The organism is Brevibacillus sp. NPDC058079 (assembly GCF_042885155.1).
GTDB lineage: Bacteria > Bacillota > Bacilli > Brevibacillales > Brevibacillaceae > Brevibacillus.
The window spans coordinates 502,732-520,917 of record NZ_JBHVSO010000003.1; the positions used below are offsets into that span (position 1 = coordinate 502,732).

Here is an 18,186-nt window from a genome sequence, read left to right on the forward strand (position 1 = left end):
ACTTTACAATGTAGAGTTTATTGTAGGAGGAACAATAGCGGCGGTCATTGACTTAAATCAATGGAACCTTTTTATGCAAAAAAAAGACCGCCTGATCAACAGGCAGCCCAGAGAAATAGAGGGGGTAGTACGTGATTCACGGTATCTTCCTGACGTACCCGAACACGAAGAAGGTTTCACAATTGACGTGACTCACGAACATGGAACTAGCAAAATGGGAAATTTCACCTGACGTCGAGCCCTTCCTCTATGCCCGAATATACCTAGCTACTCGATTTATATGCGTGGACGCGTCCGATTTGTCGGAATGGCCGCTAGCGGATCATCTGGCCAATAATGCTTGGGATAACGGCCCTTTAAATCTTTTTTCACTTCAAAATACGCATGTGCCCAAAAGCTCCCCAAGTCCCGTGTCACTTGTACCGGACGATGAGCTGGTGAAAGCAGGTGCAATGTCAGTGGTACTCTGCCTCTGCCTATTCTCGGAGAGTCTTGCCAACCAAACAACTCCTGTAGCCGGACCGAGAGCACCGGTGCCACTGGATCGCTGTAATCGACAGGAATTTTGGAACCACTCGGGACGATCACATGAGTTGGAACGTATTCGTCTAGTTGTCTGCGCTGCTCCCATGACAGCATACTCTCCAGCAACGTCGTCACTGACAGCGACTGCAGGTCTTCCTTTCTTTTGAAACCATACACATGGGGAGCGAGCCATTCCCCCAAGGAAGCAAGCAGTGCCTCATCTTCCACATTCGGCCAGCCTTCCTCCAGACGATGCATAAACAGCAAACGCTCGCGATACTGTCTCGCCTGTCGATTCCACGGCAAAATCTCCAAGCCTTCTTCCTTTATTCCTTCCAAAAACGCTGTTAACACCTCATCTGGCGAAGCCTCCGCAGGTATATCCGCCAGCAGGATCGCCCCCAACCGTTTTTGCTTACGGCTGCGAACTGCCCCTGCTGAATGCTCCCACCATACGTTCATTCCTTCGGTAATCTGCATCGCACAATCATTCAACAGCTCGCTTTCTTCCACACTAGCCGCCAGTAATATCCGACTATCTGCGCCTTGGTCATCGAGTTCTGCTGCCACAATATACGGCGAAGCAGTCAGTGGTTGTTGCACGGAAAAAGCCGCCCCACGCCCATTGCAAAGCAAATAACGTCCATCTGCCCTTCGCTGGGCAATCCGGTCCGGGTACGCAAACGCCAGCAGTCTTCCCGTCGCTTCTGTACGAATGGAATTGTCACCAGACTGATTTTTTGCCCATACCCGCTTGAAGTGAGCCGCCTCTTTCCAAAGTCTTTTGCACGCCCCTACATCAATCGAAAGCTCCACTGCCACACTCTGTTTGTTTGCTACCTGACGAAGCAGTTCAACACGGGTGCGCATATCCGCATCTGCTGACGCTTGGCGCCCCCTCACAATATCTCGTTCTTCCAAGAGGACTGCCAGCTCGCAAGCTAGTTCACCTTGTCCCAGTTCATACGCTTTCTGAATCATGTGGCCTAATCTCGGATGCACACCCATCCCAGTTAGCATTCGTCCATGTGGTGTGATCTGCTTCCGCTCATCTAATGCGCCCAGCTGAAGCAGCAGCTCTTGAGCCTGTGCCATCGCTGCCTTTGGCGGGGGATTCAGCCAATCCAGCTCTTCCGGTGCCCCGACTCCCCACAGAGCCAGCTCCAAAGCGAGCACAGCCAGATCCGCTTCCATGATTTCAGGTGCCTGCTGTGGCATGAGCATGCGATCTTCTTGCTCTGTCCACAGTCGAAAGCAGGCCCCGGGTGTAAGCCGTCCAGCCCTTCCTCGACGTTGGTCTGCAGACGCCCTTGATACCTTTGCTGTTTCCAGTCTCGTCATCCCTGTTCGTGGAGAAAAGCGCGGGACCCGTTTTAATCCACTATCAATCACGATGCGCACACCCTCGACAGTCAAGCTCGTCTCAGCAATAGAGGTGGCGAGGACAATTTTGCGCTCCCCTGTTTTCCCGGGCTGGATCGCCTTATCTTGTTCCTCCTGCGACAAATTTCCGTAAAGAGGCGCAGTCCGTATATTCGTGCCCACACCGCTTTGTTCAAGCAAATCTTGCACCCGGTGAATTTCTTTGGCTCCTGGTAAAAAGACGAGCATATCTCCCTCTTCTTGTCTCAACGCTTGGAAGATCATCTGGACAACTGCTTCCTCCAGACGTCCCTCCATCGAGGAAGTCAAAAAGTGCGTCTCCACCGGGAACATCCTGCCTTTACTACTGATAACAGGAGCATTCCCCAGCAAGGCTGACACGGGCTCAGCATCGAGCGTAGCGGACATCACAAGAATTCGCAGGTCTTCCCGAAACAAGCTTTGTGCCTGAAGACTAAGGGCCAGACCTAAATCCGCGTGCAAATTCCGTTCGTGGAACTCGTCGAAAATAACAAGACCGACATCAGATAGCTCCGGATCATCCTGTAGCATTCTCGTTAAAATTCCTTCTGTAATCACTTCAATCCGAGTGCCTGGACCTACTCTTGATTCACGCTTGACCCGGTATCCGACCGTTTGTCCAACTTCTTCCCCCAGCAAGGCAGCCATGTAGGTAGCAGCTTGACGTGCGGCCAGTCTGCGTGGCACCAGCATTACCATTCGTCGATTGTGTAACCAAGCTTCTTCACGCAAGGCCAGTGGTACCCGCGTCGTCTTCCCCGCACCCGGAGCAGCGACCAACACTGCGTTTGTCCCTTTGCTCAGCGTGTCTACAAGCCCTGGCAATACTTCATTTATCGGCAATGCATTCATGTTTTCACCTCATACGAGCAATCATCCCTATTCATCATACACGATACAGGGATGTAGAATGAGTGTGAATCGCAAACAAAAATGACTGAATAATCATTCAATAGTATAATAATTCCATCACTATGGGAGGTGTTCGGTATGATTCACATTCATCATCATGAAGACGTGGCCTGTCTAGAAGGGATTGTTCGCGTAGGGGATTGGGAATCAGGGATTACTGTTTATGTGACAGATGGCATGCTGGTTGATACTGGCCCGAAAGTACTCGAGCATGCTCTCGTTCACAGGTTTCAAGAAGCCTCGTTTGATTCGGTCGTACTGACACACAGCCATGAAGACCATGTCGGTACCGCCTCGTGGATTGCCCAGCACAAGCAGGTCCCTCTTTTCATTCACGAAAAAGGAGTGGCCATTTGCTCCCAAAAAGCACAATACCCTTTCTACCGTAAGCTTACTTGGGGAATTCGCGATCCGTTTGTGGCCCAACCTTTGGGTGACATCTATCACTCTCGCTCCATCGAATGGAAAGTGCTTGATACCCCCGGCCATGCCCAAGACCATATAGCCTTATTGGACGAAAGGACTGGTCGCTTGTTCTGTGGCGATCTTTTTATGGGTGTGAAAACAAAGGTCATATTACGAGAAGAATCGATCCCCACCTTGATGAATTCCCTTCGTACGGTTCTCGCTTGTGACTTCCAATCGATCTTTTGCGCCCATTCCGGATATCATCCAGACGGGAAAACACGCTTGCAACAAAAGCTGGAGCATTTGGAGAATCTGTCTGGGGAAATCCTGCATTTCCATAGCAAAGGGCTTTCTCCCCATGAAATTAACACGCAACTGTTTCCTTCTAAACCGCCGATCATCGCGGCTTCATCTGGCGAGTTTGACTCGTTGCATATCGTCACATCTGTTCTTGCAGAACACCTTCCTTTTCCAGCACCGGATAGTATACTAGAAGGATAATCCTTACCATTTGATAGAAAAAAGAGAGGAGAACATATGAAAGTCATCACGGTGTTACTTGCACTCATTCTGGGATTATCTAGTATTTATCCTGCGGTTTCTCATGCTGCACCGATATTTAATGATGTCGATCCAAAGAAATACGGCTGGGCCATGAATTCGATCTCCTTCATGGTAGATAAGGGAGTCGTGAGCGGTTATCCTGACGGTCGCTTCCAGCCTGAAAGATTGGTCGACAAGGCAGAAATGACTGTTATGATCTATCGCCTGTTTGATCGGTACCGACCGTACAAAGCTAACCAAAAGACAGATTATGGCGACTATCACATCGAGCGATTTGCCGACGTGCCCAAAAATCACTGGGCGTACACGGAGATCAGCTCGATTGTCACACGAGACTGGTGGAACGCTGTCCGCTATTCGTCCCATGGCTACTTTTATTTCCCAGACACGAAACTAAATCGAATTGGTGCGGCAAACGTCCTGCCCGTCTTTATGTTAGAAAACCAAGACATTCCAGCGGCAGAGGTCTTACAAATCCTCTCTACCATGCGGGATATTCCCATCATCTTGAGTCAGTATTCGCTTGACCCAAATTCGCCTGAAGACTTTTTCCAGGAGGATGGTCGGTACAACGAAGATGGGAGAGACCAAACGAACATCCTCTATCCGCTTCTCTTTGGCCAAGATGGCGATGAAATATTGTTTACGGATGACTACAGTGGAATCCTAGGAACCAATCTCGCCCTCTTGCAAAAAACAGGGATCATGACTGCCTGGAACGGCAAGTTCGAGGGTGGAGAAATGCTGACTCGTGCAGAAGCTGTCACTATTTTGCACAGATTTTATAACTATTTGAAGCAAACAGGGACACTCAGCCAATACTCGAGCAAATGAAAAACCTCCATCCTGGAGGTTTTTTTGCGAATCCTTATTCTTTGTCGATCGGATTGCTGATATGGTCATCATACGGATCGAAATAAATATGTCCATTGGAGCTAATTACGGCGTAATTCACTTCCGCGACGCTCAAGCCTTTTTTGCCCACCTGTGAGAGTAGCCACTCGATGGTTAGGTTATGTTGGCGTAAATTGCTCTGGATGATTTGGCCATCCATGATCAATTCAATCGGGAATGTCTGCCTGTTCCCCATTTTCAGTTTCAAGTCTCCGCGAGTAACAGGCAAAAACTGCGGTTTTCGCAGAATCGATACCTCTCCGTTCAACTCCAGCACAGCATATTGAACTTCTTCGATATTAAAAATGTTTCTCTCCCTCAGCTCTTGATTCAGCGTATCCAAAGACAGCTTCAGCTTGCGCATGTTATCTTCAAGAATTCTTCCATCCTGGATGATCACCGTCGGCTGGCCCGAAAACCATTTTCGCATCTTCCGGCTTTTCAGGGAGAGGATCATCAACACATAGGCGATACCACCAAAAGTGAGTAGCGTTACGAGCATGTGCGATATTTTGGCCATGTTGTTAAAGGCAAGATTTGCTGTCAGCGCCCCCAAAGTAATTGCCGCGACAAAGTCGTGATACGTCATTTGCGCGATCGTCTGCTTGCCCAACATCCTTGTAATGATCATCATGATAGCAAAAGCCAGCACTGCTCTCGCAACCATTTCCACAATAGACTCCATGCTCCACCCCGGGGATGACGAAATTTGCATCACACCCCAATTATAGCCATGTTTTTCAACCGAAAACCCACCATGACTGTTTGCGCATACAGACTTTCCCTCCAAATTCTTCTACAATAGATAAAAATCATACCTGTAGAAAGGAATGAAGTGATATGGCGATCAAAAAACTGGAGCATGTGGGTTTGATGGTAAAAGATTTGGAGACCTCGATTACCTTTTACACCGAAGTGATTGGGATGGAGCTCAAAGGAAAGCTCGCTCATTCTAACGGAGTCATTACCCTTGCTTTTCTTGGATTTCCGGGAAGCACAGAGACAGAGCTGGAGCTCATTCACGGATATAGCGATTCGCTGCCGATAGAGGGCAAGGTCCACCACCTTGCGTTTGCTGTGGACAATCTCGAAGCTGAAATCGACCGTTTGAAGCAACTACATGTATCCTTTATCGATCAGGAAATAACCACATTGCCGAACGGTTCGCGTTATATGTTCTTCAAAGGTCCGGATGGGGAATGGCTGGAGCTGTTTGAAAGCACAAGAACGTAGAGGGAAAAGATTCGCCTTTTCCTTCTACGCCCCCTCTCCTTCTATTCCACTTTGATCTCTTTTCTACGTCCCATATACCACTGATAAAACCCTTCTGCCAACTCTATCGGCACATCTGTTACCCCTTTATGACTCACGGGTTTGGCGCGATTGACCGTTTTGATCGAAGCAAGCCCTAGCTGCTTTTGCAGGAGACCTCTTTTGACGTTGACCTCTATGATCTTCTCTCGTTTTGACACAAATAAAGTCGTGGTTAGGCTCCCTGTTTGGAACTGAATAAAGTGATCATTCAAGGTGTATCGCGTGTTGGTAAATTCAATGACTTCGAAGGCCAGAATGAGCAGTGTCAACGCAATGGATATAACCCACCACGCTTGCTCCCACCCCAAAATATTCGGCTTGAAATAGGAAAGCACACCTGTGCCTATGATCCAAATCCAGCTCGATCTGACCAAGCGAATCCATAATGATTTTTGAGGGAGACTCGTCATTTCTTCCGTCACTTCATACGCAGGCAATATTTCTGAGATCATCTCATACGCACGTTTTACCGGTAAAAATGGATAGAGTGAGCTGACATCCTGTTTATCTTTATCCGAATCACTATCCCCGCCGACAACAGTCAGCTTGACTTCGGCGAGGCCCAACATGCGCTTTAACAAGGATTGTTTGATTTTAATCGCTTGCACTCTTTCTTTTGCGATCGAAAAAGCTGTTTCTTCAATGACTCCTTTGGCAATGTAAATCCGCTCGTGATCTGACGAAATCTCATATTTTCCGTAACGAATATAGGTCGTGACCATGCCGAATACGATGGATAGGACGAGAAGTCCAACGGCTGTCAGCGTGATCCATGTCCACGAGCTCGTAATAAGCGAATAAATACCTACTACCTGCTCCTCCACGTCGATATATTCGGTGAGCTTGAAATATGCCCATACCAGTAACGTAATCATCCCGAGGAAACTGAGAGAAGTGAAGGAAGCCTTGATAATCTCTTTTTTCGTTGGCGTAAAATGAATGATTCGCTCAGGAGTGGTATACGGCGTACTGATTTCCTCTGAAGAGGTCGCGTCACCTTCTTTCCCTTTAGCTCCAGCATCCAGTCGATCCGCTTCGATTACAGAAATCACCGCAAATTCGACGCTAGAATCATCCCCAACCATCCCTGTCTCAAACCGGATAGAAGTCACTTTAAAAATCCGGTGCAGCAATGTCGTATGTCGATTGACGTTTTGGATTTTGGTAAAGGGGATCGTTTGCTTTGTCTTCGTAAAAATTCCTTCGTATAGATGGAAAGCCGTATCATCCAGCCTATACTTGTACGAAACCCATTTCAAAACCAGATAGACCAGCATCCCTACTACATAGATGTAAAAAACAATTCTCCCGTACGTAATGAATGCGTTCGTCGAGTCATAATTGAACACAAACAAAATCAACGCAGGAAAAAACAGATGCTTTACTTGAGTGATGAGATCAAAAAGGATATTTAGTGGATGGTATCGTTTTGCTTCCATCACTACTCCACTTCCTTTAATTTGGCGTAGTGAGCAATCTGTTCTCTTAATTGAGAAGCGACATCTCCCCGCAGTCCTGGAATCTCGTGCGAGGAGCCCATCGTTTTTATCGAGATGGTGTACAGCCCGTACTTTCGTAAAATCGGTCCTTGTTTCGTTGAGACTGCTTGAATTTTCGTCATGGGGACAAGGAAATGTCTCTCTATGATCACCCCGAATTTCATTTGCAAGAAATCTTCGTCGATATCATACCGCCAGCTTTTATATAAAAAATACGGCTCAACAAAAGACCAAATCGTCGCGATCACACCGATAACGAGCAATCCGTGCAAACTCCATCCGATCCATTCCTTCCAAGCAAAACGATCATCTAGATAATAGAGGACGGCCAAAATAACTAACCCGATCACAACCGTGATCCCCTCGGTAATAAGCTGTACTTTGAACGCATCCTTGGACAAGCATTTTTGCGGTGCATTGATTGGAGATGGCATATCATCACTCCTGTATGTTAATTACGCTATCAATTCGCTCTTTATTTCATACGTAAAACAATCCGCCCGGTTTCTACGGACGAATCGTCAATTTTTCATGCAGCAAACGAATACTCTGATGCCGTTCGAATCATACTAAATGATGGAGAAAACGGCTTGTAAAAATTATCACATTATAATCATTATAAAAAACTTGACTTACTGAATCATTTATTAAATAATAATCATTGTAAATTATATTCAAGCATGCCTCGTAACGCATGTCCTGAATATGTACTATACAAAAAACATATAAAGGAGCTAACACTATGTCACTCATCGGAACTGAAGTATTGCCTTTCAAAGCACAAGCATTCCAAAAAGGTAAATTCCTCGAAGTAACAGAAGCAAACTTCAAAGGTCAATGGAGCGTAGTATGCTTCTACCCAGCAGACTTTACTTTCGTTTGCCCTACTGAACTCGAAGATCTGCAAAACCAATATGCAACTTTGAAAGAACTCGGTGTTGAAGTTTACTCCGTTTCTACAGATACGCACTTCACTCATAAAGCATGGCATTCCAGCTCTGAAGCAATCGGTAAAGTAGAATACATCATGATCGGCGATCCTTCCCATGTTATCTCCCGCAACTTCGATGTATTGATCGAAGCTGAAGGTCTGGCAGATCGCGGTACATTCATCATCGACCCAGACGGTGTCGTTCAAGCTGTTGAGATTACTGCAGGTGGCATTGGCCGTGATGCAAGTGCTCTGATCAACAAAATCAAAGCAGCACAATATGTTCGCAACAATCCAGGTGAAGTTTGCCCAGCAAAATGGCAAGAAGGTGGCAAAACACTGAAACCAAGCCTTGATCTCGTAGGCAAAATTTAAGGTGTGATATAAAATGGCCCTTGACCAAGAAATCAAAGCGCAACTAGAACAATATCTCGAGCTCTTGGAAGGCGATATTGTACTCAAAGTCAGTGCAGGCACCGATGAGGCATCTTCTGAGATGCTTGCACTGATTGATGAGTTAGCCAGCATGTCTTTGAGGATCAGTGTGGAGAAAGCCGAATTAACTCGCACACCTAGCTTTAGCGTAAACCGTGTCGGTGAAGATACTGGCGTCGTTTTTGCTGGTACTCCACTGGGTCACGAATTTACTTCCTTGGTATTGGCTCTCTTGCAAGTTAGCGGAAGAGCTCCAAAGGTCGAGCAAAGTGTCATTGATCAAATCAAAGACCTTCGTGGTGAATATAAGTTCGAAACTTACATCAGCTTGAGTTGCCACAATTGTCCAGATGTTGTCCAAGCTCTGAACTTGATGAGTATCTTCAATCCTGGTATTACTCATACAATGATTGACGGTGCCGTATTCAAGGACGAGGTAGAGAGCAAAAACGTGATGGCTGTGCCAAGCGTTTTCCTCAATGGTGAATTTTTCGAAAGCGGTCGTATGACAGTGGAAGAAATTCTTGCCAAGCTGGGTTCTGCTCCAGACGCATCTGAGTTTGACAATAAAGATCCTTATGATGTGCTTGTTGTCGGCGGTGGCCCAGCAGGTGCAAGTGCGGCGATCTATGCAGCACGCAAAGGGATTCGTACTGGTCTCGTTGCTGAACGCCTTGGCGGTCAAGTCAATGATACATTGGGCATTGAGAACTTCATCAGTGTGAAATACATTGAAGGTCCTCAGCTCGCAGCCAACTTGGAGAAGCAAGTAAAAGAGTATGGCATTGATGTCATGAAGCTGCAACGTGCCAAGCGTTTAGAGAAGAAGGATTTAATCGAAATTGAACTTGAAAACGGCGCTGTTCTGAAGAGTAAGACAGTCATCTTGTCGACAGGTGCTCGTTGGCGGAATCTGGGTGTACCAGGTGAAGCAGAGTTCAAGAACAAGGGTGTAGCTTATTGCCCTCACTGCGATGGTCCACTGTTCATAGGCAAAGATGTTGCAGTTGTTGGTGGCGGTAATTCAGGTGTGGAAGCAGCGATTGATCTCGCAGGTATTGTGAAACATGTAACGGTTCTGGAATTCTCGCCAGAACTGAAAGCTGACGCGGTATTGCAAGATCGTCTCTACAGTCTTCCAAATGTCACTGTACTTAAAAACGTTCAAACCAAAGAAATTACGGGTACTGATAAAGTAAACGGCATTTCTTACATCGAACGTGAGACAGGTGAAACCAAGCACATTGAATTGCAAGGTGTGTTTGTACAGATCGGTCTGGTACCGAATACAGATTGGTTGGGAGACACGATTGAGCGCACTCGCTTTGGTGAGATCGTGGTAGACAGCCATGGTTCTACAAACATCCCTGGTGTTTTTGCAGCCGGTGATTGCACAAATAGTGCTTATAAACAGATCATCATTTCAATGGGATCTGGTGCTACTGCGGCTTTGGGAGCTTTCGACTACCTCATCCGCAACTAAAAACAAAGCCACTCCTTCTCAAGGGAGTGGCTTTGTTCATTTATTCGGTTATTGGGTACCCACATTGATAAACGGAGTAGCTCCACCCGTTACGTTCGGCAGCTTTCCATCCCATTTGCGGATCGCTTCGAGTTGCGCCTCAATCTGTCTGAGCTGAATCAGCTCTGGCGTAACCTCTTGCTTTTGCAGGCGCAGTGCTTGTGCCTGTGCTTCCGCTCTCGTAATTTCTTGCTCTTTCTCGATCTTGATCCGCTCCAGATCCAGCTTCGATTTGAGCGCTTGCTGCTCGGCTACCTGCTTGGATTCAATGGCGCGGTTGAATTCATCACTGAAAGTAAACTCGCGAATATTGATTTCGTCGAGGATGATGTTATAGTTTGCCAGCTTTTTATGCAGAACTTCTTTTACCTTTTGGCTGACCTCGGAACGCTTGGATACCAGTTCTTCTGCTGTGTATTGAGCGGTCACGGCTTTAAATGATTCGGCAATGGCAGGATCAACAATTCGGCTATTGTACTCCAATCCTACTTGCTGATACAGTTTGTTGACACTTTCTGCATCCAAATGATGGTTAACGGCAATCGTCGTAGATACGGTTTGCAAGTCACGTGAAGCAGAAGTCTGACTCATTTCTGATTTTTGTACCCGCACTTCCATCGGCACCACGGTTTGGATGAACGGAATTTTAAAATGCATGCCCTCTTGCAGCACTTTTGGCTGTACCGCTCCCAGTTGCAGCACAACTCCACTATGCCCTGCGGAAATAATCGTAAAAGATTGCGTGCCAAGCAAGACCAACGCGACCAGTACCACAATCGTGGCGATCAGCTTTCCTCCTGCTTGAAAGGGACTCATTTTTACAACATTTTTGTCGCTCATACTCGTCCTCCCTCTATCTATACATGCTCATTCATTTATACGAGGGAGTGGGCTATAAGTTTCAAGAAATTTATGAAAAATACATGTCATGAACGCTCTGCTTTCGATGCTTCTAAAAGAACATGTGCCATACGCTCTGCCTCGATTTTGCATAGCTCAAATTCAACTTCACCAGATACATGTGAAATCAATTGAATGACTTCCTCACAACCGTGATTGCATATTAAAAACTGTCCCCACCGCACTTCCGCCCGTGGTACCTTGCGAGCGGAAAAGCCGCTTTGAAAGCCACCAAGACTCATATCAATGCACATCTCCTATCCGAAAAACAAATCTACAATATTCATCGTTGACGAAGAATTTTGTTTATACATCTCACTATAACCGCAATTCACACAGCTGATCACATCATACACCTGGTACTGAACATTCAACATGCGCGATAAGCCACCGCCTGTAGCTGACATCTGTGTCACAGTTGTACGCGTGCAGCCGCATTTTATACATCCTCTGCGTCCACTGTTACGATTTGACGTAGCTCTCTCTTGCCTTGTACACCTGCACTGGTTGTTTTGATCCAGATTTTCGTTGCATATTCCGCATGCTCCCAACATCTTACCACCTCAACTCATTCGATTATCCACAGTCCCCTCATCATACCCTTTATTTGGTAAACAAGGCAAAGAAGATTGTTGAAGGAACTCCTCTTTCTCACTACTATAGAGACAAGAAGGGAGATGATTCATATGCTACACCCTTATGTACGAAGAGCCGATTACGGCTCTGAGCAAAGAGTTCCCCTTTCTCTTGGTTCAGAGCCTTCCCGATATTGAGTTGAGGATCTCTTTGCTCATCTATATACGCACATCACGCTATATAGATAGGAGCAAAGCACATGAAATACAAAAATGCACAAGACCTATTGCCAGACGATCTGCTGCGGCAAATTCAACATTATGTACAAGGAAGTTACTTGTACATCCCGATCCACCACGAAAATAAGCGACAATGGGGCTCCTCCACAGACACAAAGCAATGGCTAAACGAGCGCAATCAAGCGATTTTGCAGGCCTATCGCGAAGGGGCTTCTGTCAAAATGCTCGCCCGGAAACATTACTTGACCGAACACAGTATTCGACGCATTATACGTGGACATAAATGAGACAGAGAAAAGGTCGACCGTGTGTCTATTTCCCAATTGCGTTACACTCCTTTTTAAGATCAGCCAGTCAGGAGGGACTACGTATGAACCAGATTCACTTTCTCGCCATTTCGTTTATGTACAATGGATCTGCACAGGTCATTACCCCGGTGCTGTTGCAGGATGAGCATGAAATGATCCTTGTGGACTGTGGTTATCCGGACTTTTTGCCACTGCTTCAGGAGGCCGCACACAAGCAACAGCTTACGCTCGACGACCTAACGAAGGTCATTGTTACGCATCACGATATGGATCACATCGGTTCTTTGGCAGCGTTAAAAAGAACCGATCCGCACCTCGAAATCATCGCTTATGAATCCGAAGCACCATACATCACCGGACAAAAAACATCTTTGCGATTGGAGCAGGCGCAAGCAACACTGGACCATCTGTCGTCGGATGAAAAGCAGCACGGTAAGGAATTTATTCGCTTTTTGCAGTCCATTGAGCCCACTCCGGTTGATAAAACCGTAACGAATCATGAACGTCTACCTTGGTGCGGAGGCATCGAGGTCATTCACACACCTGGACATATGCCGGGACATATATCGTTATATTTGATCGCAAGCAAAACGCTGATTGCCGGAGATGCTGTTGTGATCGAAAACGGTAGACTCGAAATTGCCAATCCGTCCTATACGCTGGATATGCAGGAAGCAATTCGCTCTGTCCGCCGCTTGCTTGATTATGACATCGAGCAGTTGATTTGCTATCACGGTGGAGTGTTTCAGGGGGACGTCAAGCAAGCGCTGCGGGAACTACTCCAAGCCTACGACCCGACCCAGGAGGTTTTGAATGGATGAAACAGAACAAATACGATGAGCAAGGTTTTTTCACCAAATACAGTCAAATGGCTCGTTCGGTTGAGGGACTGAACGCCGCGGGAGAATGGCACGCGTTTCGGGAGCTACTGCCTTCCCTTCGCGAGAAAAAGGTCCTCGATCTTGGCTGTGGCTTCGGCTGGCACTGCCGATATGCGCGTGAGCAACAGGCCCGCTCCGTTGTGGGTATGGACCTTTCCGAAAAAATGTTGGCTCGTGCCAGAGAGACGACAACTGATCCCGCTATCGAGTATCTCCGTCTTCCGATTGAAGACATTGATTTTGCTCCAGAGGAATTCGACGTCGTCATCAGCTCCTTGGCCATCCATTATGTGGAGCGCTTTGACTTGCTTTGCCAACGTGTTTATCACTGTCTTGCTCCTGGAGGTTCCTTCGTTTTCTCCGTGGAGCATCCCGTCTTCACTGCTCTCCCTGAACAAGACTGGCATTACGGACCTCAAGGCGAACGCTTGCACTGGCCAGTGGACAACTACCAGCAGGAAGGCATCCGGCAAACCACCTTTCTGGATCATGAAGTCATCAAGTATCATCGAACGTTTTCGAGCTATATGAACGATCTCCTTGCTGCCGGATTTCAACTAACAAAAGTCGCTGAACCTGGTCCTCCTGAAGAAATGCTGGATATACCCGGGATGCGAGACGAAATCCGTCGGCCGATCTTCTTGTTGATCGCCGCCAGCAAACAAGCATCCTAACCAATAAAAAAAGCACCCCGTCATCCACATCATTTCCGTGTTTGGACGGGGTGCTCTGTTATTCCCCAGCAGCCTCCAGATTTTTAAACTGGTTGTAAAACAGTTGATAATAGGTACCTTTTTGCTCGATAAGTTCGTCATGACTGCCTTTTTCCACGATCTCTCCCCGATCCACAACCATAATCGTGTCGGCATCCCGAATGGTACCCAGCCTATGCGCAATCACAAAGCTCGTACGCCCCTCCATAATAGTAAGGAGCGCATCCTGGATATTCAACTCTGTCCGTGTGTCGATGCTGCTTGTCGCCTCGTCGAGTATCAGCAGCGACGGCTTGGCGAGTATGACACGGGCTATCGCCAAAAGCTGACGTTGTCCCTGACTCAGGTTGCCCCCATTTTCCGTCAGCATCGTATCATAGCGCATCGGGAGTCGATTGATGAACACGTCCGCATTTGCCATTTTCGCAGCGGCTACTACCTCCGTATCTGTCGCATCCGGCTTGCCGTACATAATATTCTCCTTGATGGTACCGGAAAACAAGTACGTATCCTGCAAAACAAAGCCAAAGCTGCGCCGCAAGCTGTCCCGGGAATACTCTCGAATGTCTTTTCCATCCAAATATATCGTTCCTGAGGTCACATCGTAAAACCGCGTGAGCAAATTCACAATGGTGGTTTTGCCTGCACCCGTCGGTCCAACTAACGCGATAGTGCTGCCTGCCTGAGCCTCGAAGCTGATATTTTTCAAAATCAATTGATCCGGACGATAGCCGAAGCTAACCTGATCAAAGACGACGTGACCCTTGGGATGTGCAAGCACAGTGGCACCCGGAGAATCCAATGGCTCCTCTTGTTCATCCAATACCTCAAACACACGCTCCGCGCCAGCAACACCGGATTGAAGCACATTGAAAATGTTCGCGAGGTCGTTCAGCGGACGAACAAACTGTCGGGAATAACTGAGAAAGCTCGCAATCACACCGACTGTGATCAATCCTTTTACAGCGAGAACGCCTCCTACAATCGCCACCATTGCAAAGCCGAGGTTGTTAATCACGTTCATGATCGGCATGAGAAAGCCGGTCCATACCTGTGCCTTCATCCCGATCTTGCAGAGCCGGTCATTGATCGTCGTAAAGTCCTCAATGGCCTTTTGCTCATAATTGAAGGCCTGCACCACCTGAATGCCAGAAATCGTCTCTTCAATGTGCCCGTTCAGCTTGCCCAGCTCCATCTGCTGATTTTTGAACAGTACACTTGTTCGTTTGGCAATCGTGCGTGTGAGTAGAAACACGAGTGGCACCGTGATCAAGCATGCGAGTGTCAAGATCGGAGACAAGACGAGCATCATCACCAGCGAACCAAGTAACACGATTCCCCCTGACATCAACTGCGTTGTGGATTGAGAGATGGAGTTGCTGACGTTGTCGATATCATTCGTGAGCCTGCTCATTAACTCCCCGTGCGTACGCTCATCGAAATAAGCAATCGGCAGCTTTTGCAGCTTGTCAAAAAGGGCTTGCCTCAGATTCGTAACGATCCGTTGCGAGATGCCTGCCATCAACCAGCTTTGCAAAAACGTCAACGCCCCATCCAAGATGTAAGAGCCGAGCAAGGCAAGAATGATGATAGACAAAAAGCTAAGAGCTTCCTCGCCACCTGTCATCGTATCAATCGACTTTCCGATCAAATATGGCGCAGACAGCATGAGTAATGCATCGACAAAAACAATGACAAATACAATCGGCAGCAGCTTTTTTTCTTTGCCAAAAGCTTGCCAGAGTCTTTTTAGCGTAGCCGAAAAATTTTTGGGCTTACTCACTGGACCTCTGGCAGCACCATGTCCAAACCCTCGGCCAGGTCTCGGTGAAAAGACCGGTTGTTGCTTCTGTTGACTCACCTTACTTCACCTCCCGGCCGATTTGTGACTGAAAGATTTCCTGATAGACCTGGCAAGAGGTCATCAGTTCGTCATGCGGACCGATGCCAGCGACTTCTCCATTGTCGAGCACGATGATTTTATCCGCATCCATGACAGACGTAATCCGCTGTGCGATCAAGATGCAAGTGAGGCCAGCCGCATAGGCTCGAAGCGCATCCTTAATCTTCCCTTCTGTCGCCACATCTACCGCGCTGGTACTGTCGTCGAGAATGAGGATTTCCGGCTTTTTCACCAAGGCTCTGGCTATGGAAATGCGCTGTTTCTGTCCACCAGAGAAGTTGACTCCTCCCTGCCCTACGCGTGTCTCATAGCCTTCAGGAGTGGTGGAGATAAACTCGTGAGCCTGCGCCATACGTGCCGCTTGCTCGACCTCCTCATGGGTCGCCTCTGCCTTGCCCCAACGAATGTTTTCCATCACCGTGCCTGTAAACAGCATCGTTTTTTGCGGTACGATCGCCATTTTTTCACGTAATCGCTTGGGTTCGATGTCTCGTACATCCATGCCATCGACCCGAATCGTGCCTTCCGTTACATCATAAAACCGTGGAATCAAGCCAACCAAACTGCTTTTCCCAGCGCCTGTCGACCCGATAATCCCGACGGTCTCCCCAGGCAGACAAGTAAACGAAATCTGCTTGAGTACTGGCTGACCGCCACCTCCGTCATACGAGAAGCTGACCTGTTCGAAGTCGATGCGTCCCTTTTTGCCTGGAAGCTCGTGAGGTTGTTCCTCTTTCCAGCTCATTTGGTTTTCTTCAGCAAATACTTCTCCGATGCGTCCTGCCGATGCTTTGGCTCGCACAAACATGTTAAATACCAAGGAAATCATCATGAGTGAAAACAAAATTTGCGTCATGTAGTTCGTAAACGCGATAATATGACCGACTTCGATGCTACCTTGTTCTACGCCAAGCCCCCCAAGCCAGAGGACCGCGACAATTCCGAGGTTCATCGTCAGCATGATCGCGGGACTGAAGATAGACATTACCCGCGTAGCCGATACCGATTTGGATTGCAGCTCTTCGTTTGCCCGTGTAAATTTGCCACGTTCAAAATCAAAACGATTGAACGCCTTAACGACTCGTACGCCAGATAAATACTCACGCATCGCACCGTTCACTCTGTCGAGCGCCTGCTGTACTTTCAGAAAGAACGGGAAACCGATTTTCATGTTCATGAGAATAAATAGGCCCACAATGGGCACAACGATTGCGAGAATCACAGCTAAATTCACGTTCAATTGGGTTGCCATAAACAACCCGCCGATGCACATCAACGGCGCTTTGACGAATATTCGCATCATGCCGTTTACAAACATCTGTACTTGATTGACGTCATTGGTCAGACGTGTCACGAGCGAGGCTCTGTCGAACTTGTTCAAGTTTTCAAAGGATAAGGACTGCACTTTTGAAAACAAATCTGCGCGCAACTGCGCACCAAAGTTTTGCGAGACATATGTTGCCAGCACATTGCGGATCGATGCCGCTACTGCCCCCACCGCCGTAACGAGCAGCATCAGCCCGCCTGTCTTTAGCACGTAATCCATATCCCGGTTTGCTACACCCGTATCGATAATGTGAGACAGGATTGTGGGCTGCAAAAGATCACATACCGCCTCCAAAGCTAAGAAAAGCATGGAAATCCCCGCGACTACGCCGTATTTTTTTATGTATGTTGTATAGAAGCGCATCCGTTCACCCCATCTTTGTTTCTACGTACAAGATAACGCTTAGCTAGCGAAATGTCACGAGTGATTGTCAAAATGAAAGTGTGGAGGCTTACAGGTTTTTCCTAGCATCGTCGTCGAAATCATAGGCGATCAATTTTTGCTCGAATGGGAGATGAAAGGATGGCTCAATCACTGTTAAAAGGCATGGAAGGGGTTTTTATACCTGTGACGGACCCGGGTGCGTCTGCAAGATGGTATGAAGAAAAGCTTGGGTGCAGACCTTTGTTTATGGAAGAGGAGGCCGTCACGATGCGGATTTCCGATGAATCAAGCACCGTGATCTGTCTCGTTCGCGTTGAGAACCATCAGCCGATGACATTTCCGGAAAATCGTTTTGGTGTCGGTAAATACTATAATTTTCTACCCGCGGACATTGAGGCAGCACATCAACTGTTAACAGAGCGTGGAGTAAGGGTAACCCCGATTGATGAATTTGGGTCTACGAAGGTGCTGACGTTTTTGGACCCAGACGGGAATCCGCTGGGGATGTGTCAGTATTGATAAAAAGGGCAAAAAGCTGGAATCACCA

19 protein-coding genes are annotated in these 18,186 nt (G+C 47.5%); 9 read left to right on the forward strand and 10 right to left on the reverse strand.

Annotated features, from left to right (window positions below; all coding sequences use genetic code 11):
- Positions 1-276: 276 nt before the first annotated feature.
- On the reverse strand, positions 277-2,781 hold the full coding sequence (gene hrpB / locus ACFVS2_RS12505; RefSeq protein ID WP_390234258.1) for an ATP-dependent helicase HrpB: 2,505 nt from the start codon (positions 2,779-2,781) through the stop codon (positions 277-279).
- A 138-nt stretch (positions 2,782-2,919) separates the two neighbouring features.
- On the opposite strand from hrpB, the gene ACFVS2_RS12510 reads away from it, so the two are divergent.
- Positions 2,920-3,750, forward strand: coding sequence for an MBL fold metallo-hydrolase (locus tag ACFVS2_RS12510; protein ID WP_390234260.1), 831 nt, complete (start codon positions 2,920-2,922; stop codon positions 3,748-3,750).
- Between the two features lie 36 nt (positions 3,751-3,786).
- The gene (locus ACFVS2_RS12515) at positions 3,787-4,647 is read left to right on the forward strand and encodes an S-layer homology domain-containing protein (protein WP_390234262.1); all 861 of its coding nucleotides are present in this window, start codon (positions 3,787-3,789) and stop codon (positions 4,645-4,647) included.
- A gap of 34 nt (positions 4,648-4,681) precedes the next feature.
- Here ACFVS2_RS12515 and ACFVS2_RS12520 read toward each other — a convergent pair whose 3' ends face one another.
- Positions 4,682-5,392: a YetF domain-containing protein gene (locus ACFVS2_RS12520; RefSeq protein ID WP_390234265.1), complete on the reverse strand. Its 711-nt coding sequence runs from the start codon at positions 5,390-5,392 to the stop codon at positions 4,682-4,684.
- Positions 5,393-5,547: 155 nt separating this feature from the next.
- On the opposite strand from ACFVS2_RS12520, the gene ACFVS2_RS12525 reads away from it, so the two are divergent.
- The gene (locus ACFVS2_RS12525) at positions 5,548-5,940 is read left to right on the forward strand and encodes a VOC family protein (RefSeq protein WP_173619231.1); all 393 of its coding nucleotides are present in this window, start codon (positions 5,548-5,550) and stop codon (positions 5,938-5,940) included.
- Between the two features lie 41 nt (positions 5,941-5,981).
- Here the strand turns inward: ACFVS2_RS12525 and ACFVS2_RS12530 are convergent, their stop codons facing one another.
- A complete protein-coding gene (locus ACFVS2_RS12530) occupies positions 5,982-7,463 on the reverse strand; it encodes a PH domain-containing protein (RefSeq protein WP_390234268.1) in 1,482 nt (493 codons plus the stop codon).
- The gene (locus tag ACFVS2_RS12535; protein ID WP_390234269.1) at positions 7,463-7,954 is read right to left on the reverse strand and encodes a PH domain-containing protein; all 492 of its coding nucleotides are present in this window, start codon (positions 7,952-7,954) and stop codon (positions 7,463-7,465) included. Before ACFVS2_RS12535 ends, ACFVS2_RS12530 begins: the two co-directional genes overlap by 1 nt.
- A 308-nt stretch (positions 7,955-8,262) precedes the next feature.
- Here ACFVS2_RS12535 and ahpC point away from each other — a divergent pair, with 308 nt between their 5' ends.
- Entirely contained in the window at positions 8,263-8,826 is a 564-nt protein-coding gene (gene ahpC, locus ACFVS2_RS12540; protein ID WP_007727513.1) for an alkyl hydroperoxide reductase subunit C, read from the forward strand.
- A gap of 13 nt (positions 8,827-8,839) precedes the next feature.
- Positions 8,840-10,369, forward strand: coding sequence for an alkyl hydroperoxide reductase subunit F (gene ahpF / locus ACFVS2_RS12545; RefSeq protein ID WP_173619234.1), 1,530 nt, complete (start codon positions 8,840-8,842; stop codon positions 10,367-10,369).
- A 48-nt stretch (positions 10,370-10,417) separates the two neighbouring features.
- On the opposite strand, the gene ACFVS2_RS12550 is transcribed toward ahpF, so the two are convergent.
- The 4 genes from ACFVS2_RS12550 to ACFVS2_RS12565 form a co-directional block, all read right to left on the reverse strand.
- Positions 10,418-11,248: a prohibitin family protein gene (locus tag ACFVS2_RS12550; protein ID WP_390234272.1), complete on the reverse strand. Its 831-nt coding sequence runs from the start codon at positions 11,246-11,248 to the stop codon at positions 10,418-10,420.
- Between the two features lie 86 nt (positions 11,249-11,334).
- Positions 11,335-11,550: a hypothetical protein gene (locus ACFVS2_RS12555; RefSeq protein ID WP_173619236.1), complete on the reverse strand. Its 216-nt coding sequence runs from the start codon at positions 11,548-11,550 to the stop codon at positions 11,335-11,337.
- Between the two features lie 15 nt (positions 11,551-11,565).
- Positions 11,566-11,715, reverse strand: coding sequence for a zinc ribbon domain-containing protein (locus ACFVS2_RS12560; protein WP_238543350.1), 150 nt, complete (start codon positions 11,713-11,715; stop codon positions 11,566-11,568).
- Between the two features lie 32 nt (positions 11,716-11,747).
- Positions 11,748-11,870, reverse strand: a complete 123-nt coding sequence (locus ACFVS2_RS12565) for a hypothetical protein (protein ID WP_256434937.1) — start codon at positions 11,868-11,870, stop codon at positions 11,748-11,750.
- Between the two features lie 273 nt (positions 11,871-12,143).
- Here ACFVS2_RS12565 and ACFVS2_RS12570 point away from each other — a divergent pair, with 273 nt between their 5' ends.
- The 3 genes from ACFVS2_RS12570 to ACFVS2_RS12580 all read left to right on the forward strand — a co-directional run bounded on the left by ACFVS2_RS12570 (position 12,144) and on the right by ACFVS2_RS12580 (position 13,986).
- On the forward strand, positions 12,144-12,410 hold the full coding sequence (locus ACFVS2_RS12570; protein ID WP_173619238.1) for a CD3324 family protein: 267 nt from the start codon (positions 12,144-12,146) through the stop codon (positions 12,408-12,410).
- Between the two features lie 83 nt (positions 12,411-12,493).
- The gene (locus ACFVS2_RS12575) at positions 12,494-13,252 is read left to right on the forward strand and encodes an MBL fold metallo-hydrolase (RefSeq protein WP_390234275.1); all 759 of its coding nucleotides are present in this window, start codon (positions 12,494-12,496) and stop codon (positions 13,250-13,252) included.
- Entirely contained in the window at positions 13,249-13,986 is a 738-nt protein-coding gene (locus ACFVS2_RS12580) for a class I SAM-dependent methyltransferase (protein ID WP_390234278.1), read from the forward strand. Before ACFVS2_RS12575 ends, ACFVS2_RS12580 begins: the two co-directional genes overlap by 4 nt.
- A 58-nt stretch (positions 13,987-14,044) precedes the next feature.
- On the opposite strand, the gene ACFVS2_RS12585 is transcribed toward ACFVS2_RS12580, so the two are convergent.
- Both ACFVS2_RS12585 and ACFVS2_RS12590 read right to left on the reverse strand, forming a co-directional pair.
- Positions 14,045-15,886 carry an ABC transporter ATP-binding protein gene (locus tag ACFVS2_RS12585; protein WP_390234281.1) on the reverse strand — a complete coding sequence of 614 codons (1,842 nt, stop codon included), beginning with the start codon at positions 15,884-15,886 and terminating at the stop codon, positions 14,045-14,047.
- 1 nt (position 15,887) lies between these two features.
- A complete protein-coding gene (locus tag ACFVS2_RS12590; protein ID WP_390234283.1) occupies positions 15,888-17,618 on the reverse strand; it encodes an ABC transporter ATP-binding protein in 1,731 nt (576 codons plus the stop codon).
- 159 nt (positions 17,619-17,777) lie between these two features.
- Between ACFVS2_RS12590 and ACFVS2_RS12595 the strand changes: the two genes are divergently transcribed.
- The gene (locus ACFVS2_RS12595; RefSeq protein WP_390234286.1) at positions 17,778-18,158 is read left to right on the forward strand and encodes a VOC family protein; all 381 of its coding nucleotides are present in this window, start codon (positions 17,778-17,780) and stop codon (positions 18,156-18,158) included.
- The last annotated feature ends 28 nt before the right edge of the window (positions 18,159-18,186 follow it).

What these genes read in the sequence shown, in the direction of transcription:
- hrpB (WP_390234258.1), bottom strand. Translation starts at nt 2,781, where the DNA reads ATGAATGCATTGCCGATAAATGAAGTATTGCCAGGGCTTGTAGACACG.
- ACFVS2_RS12570 (WP_173619238.1), top strand. Translation starts at nt 12,144, where the DNA reads ATGAAATACAAAAATGCACAAGACCTATTGCCAGACGATCTGCTGCGG.
- ACFVS2_RS12535 (WP_390234269.1), bottom strand. Translation starts at nt 7,954, where the DNA reads ATGCCATCTCCAATCAATGCACCGCAAAAATGCTTGTCCAAGGATGCG.
- ACFVS2_RS12520 (WP_390234265.1), bottom strand. Translation starts at nt 5,392, where the DNA reads ATGGAGTCTATTGTGGAAATGGTTGCGAGAGCAGTGCTGGCTTTTGCT.
- ahpC (WP_007727513.1), top strand. Translation starts at nt 8,263, where the DNA reads ATGTCACTCATCGGAACTGAAGTATTGCCTTTCAAAGCACAAGCATTC.
- ACFVS2_RS12525 (WP_173619231.1), top strand. Translation starts at nt 5,548, where the DNA reads ATGGCGATCAAAAAACTGGAGCATGTGGGTTTGATGGTAAAAGATTTG.
- ACFVS2_RS12515 (WP_390234262.1), top strand. Translation starts at nt 3,787, where the DNA reads ATGAAAGTCATCACGGTGTTACTTGCACTCATTCTGGGATTATCTAGT.
- ACFVS2_RS12580 (WP_390234278.1), top strand. Translation starts at nt 13,249, where the DNA reads ATGAAACAGAACAAATACGATGAGCAAGGTTTTTTCACCAAATACAGT.
- ACFVS2_RS12590 (WP_390234283.1), bottom strand. Translation starts at nt 17,618, where the DNA reads ATGCGCTTCTATACAACATACATAAAAAAATACGGCGTAGTCGCGGGG.
- ACFVS2_RS12560 (WP_238543350.1), bottom strand. Translation starts at nt 11,715, where the DNA reads ATGTCAGCTACAGGCGGTGGCTTATCGCGCATGTTGAATGTTCAGTAC.
- ACFVS2_RS12555 (WP_173619236.1), bottom strand. Translation starts at nt 11,550, where the DNA reads ATGAGTCTTGGTGGCTTTCAAAGCGGCTTTTCCGCTCGCAAGGTACCA.
- ACFVS2_RS12550 (WP_390234272.1), bottom strand. Translation starts at nt 11,248, where the DNA reads ATGAGCGACAAAAATGTTGTAAAAATGAGTCCCTTTCAAGCAGGAGGA.
- ahpF (WP_173619234.1), top strand. Translation starts at nt 8,840, where the DNA reads ATGGCCCTTGACCAAGAAATCAAAGCGCAACTAGAACAATATCTCGAG.
- ACFVS2_RS12575 (WP_390234275.1), top strand. Translation starts at nt 12,494, where the DNA reads ATGAACCAGATTCACTTTCTCGCCATTTCGTTTATGTACAATGGATCT.
- ACFVS2_RS12595 (WP_390234286.1), top strand. Translation starts at nt 17,778, where the DNA reads ATGGCTCAATCACTGTTAAAAGGCATGGAAGGGGTTTTTATACCTGTG.
- ACFVS2_RS12510 (WP_390234260.1), top strand. Translation starts at nt 2,920, where the DNA reads ATGATTCACATTCATCATCATGAAGACGTGGCCTGTCTAGAAGGGATT.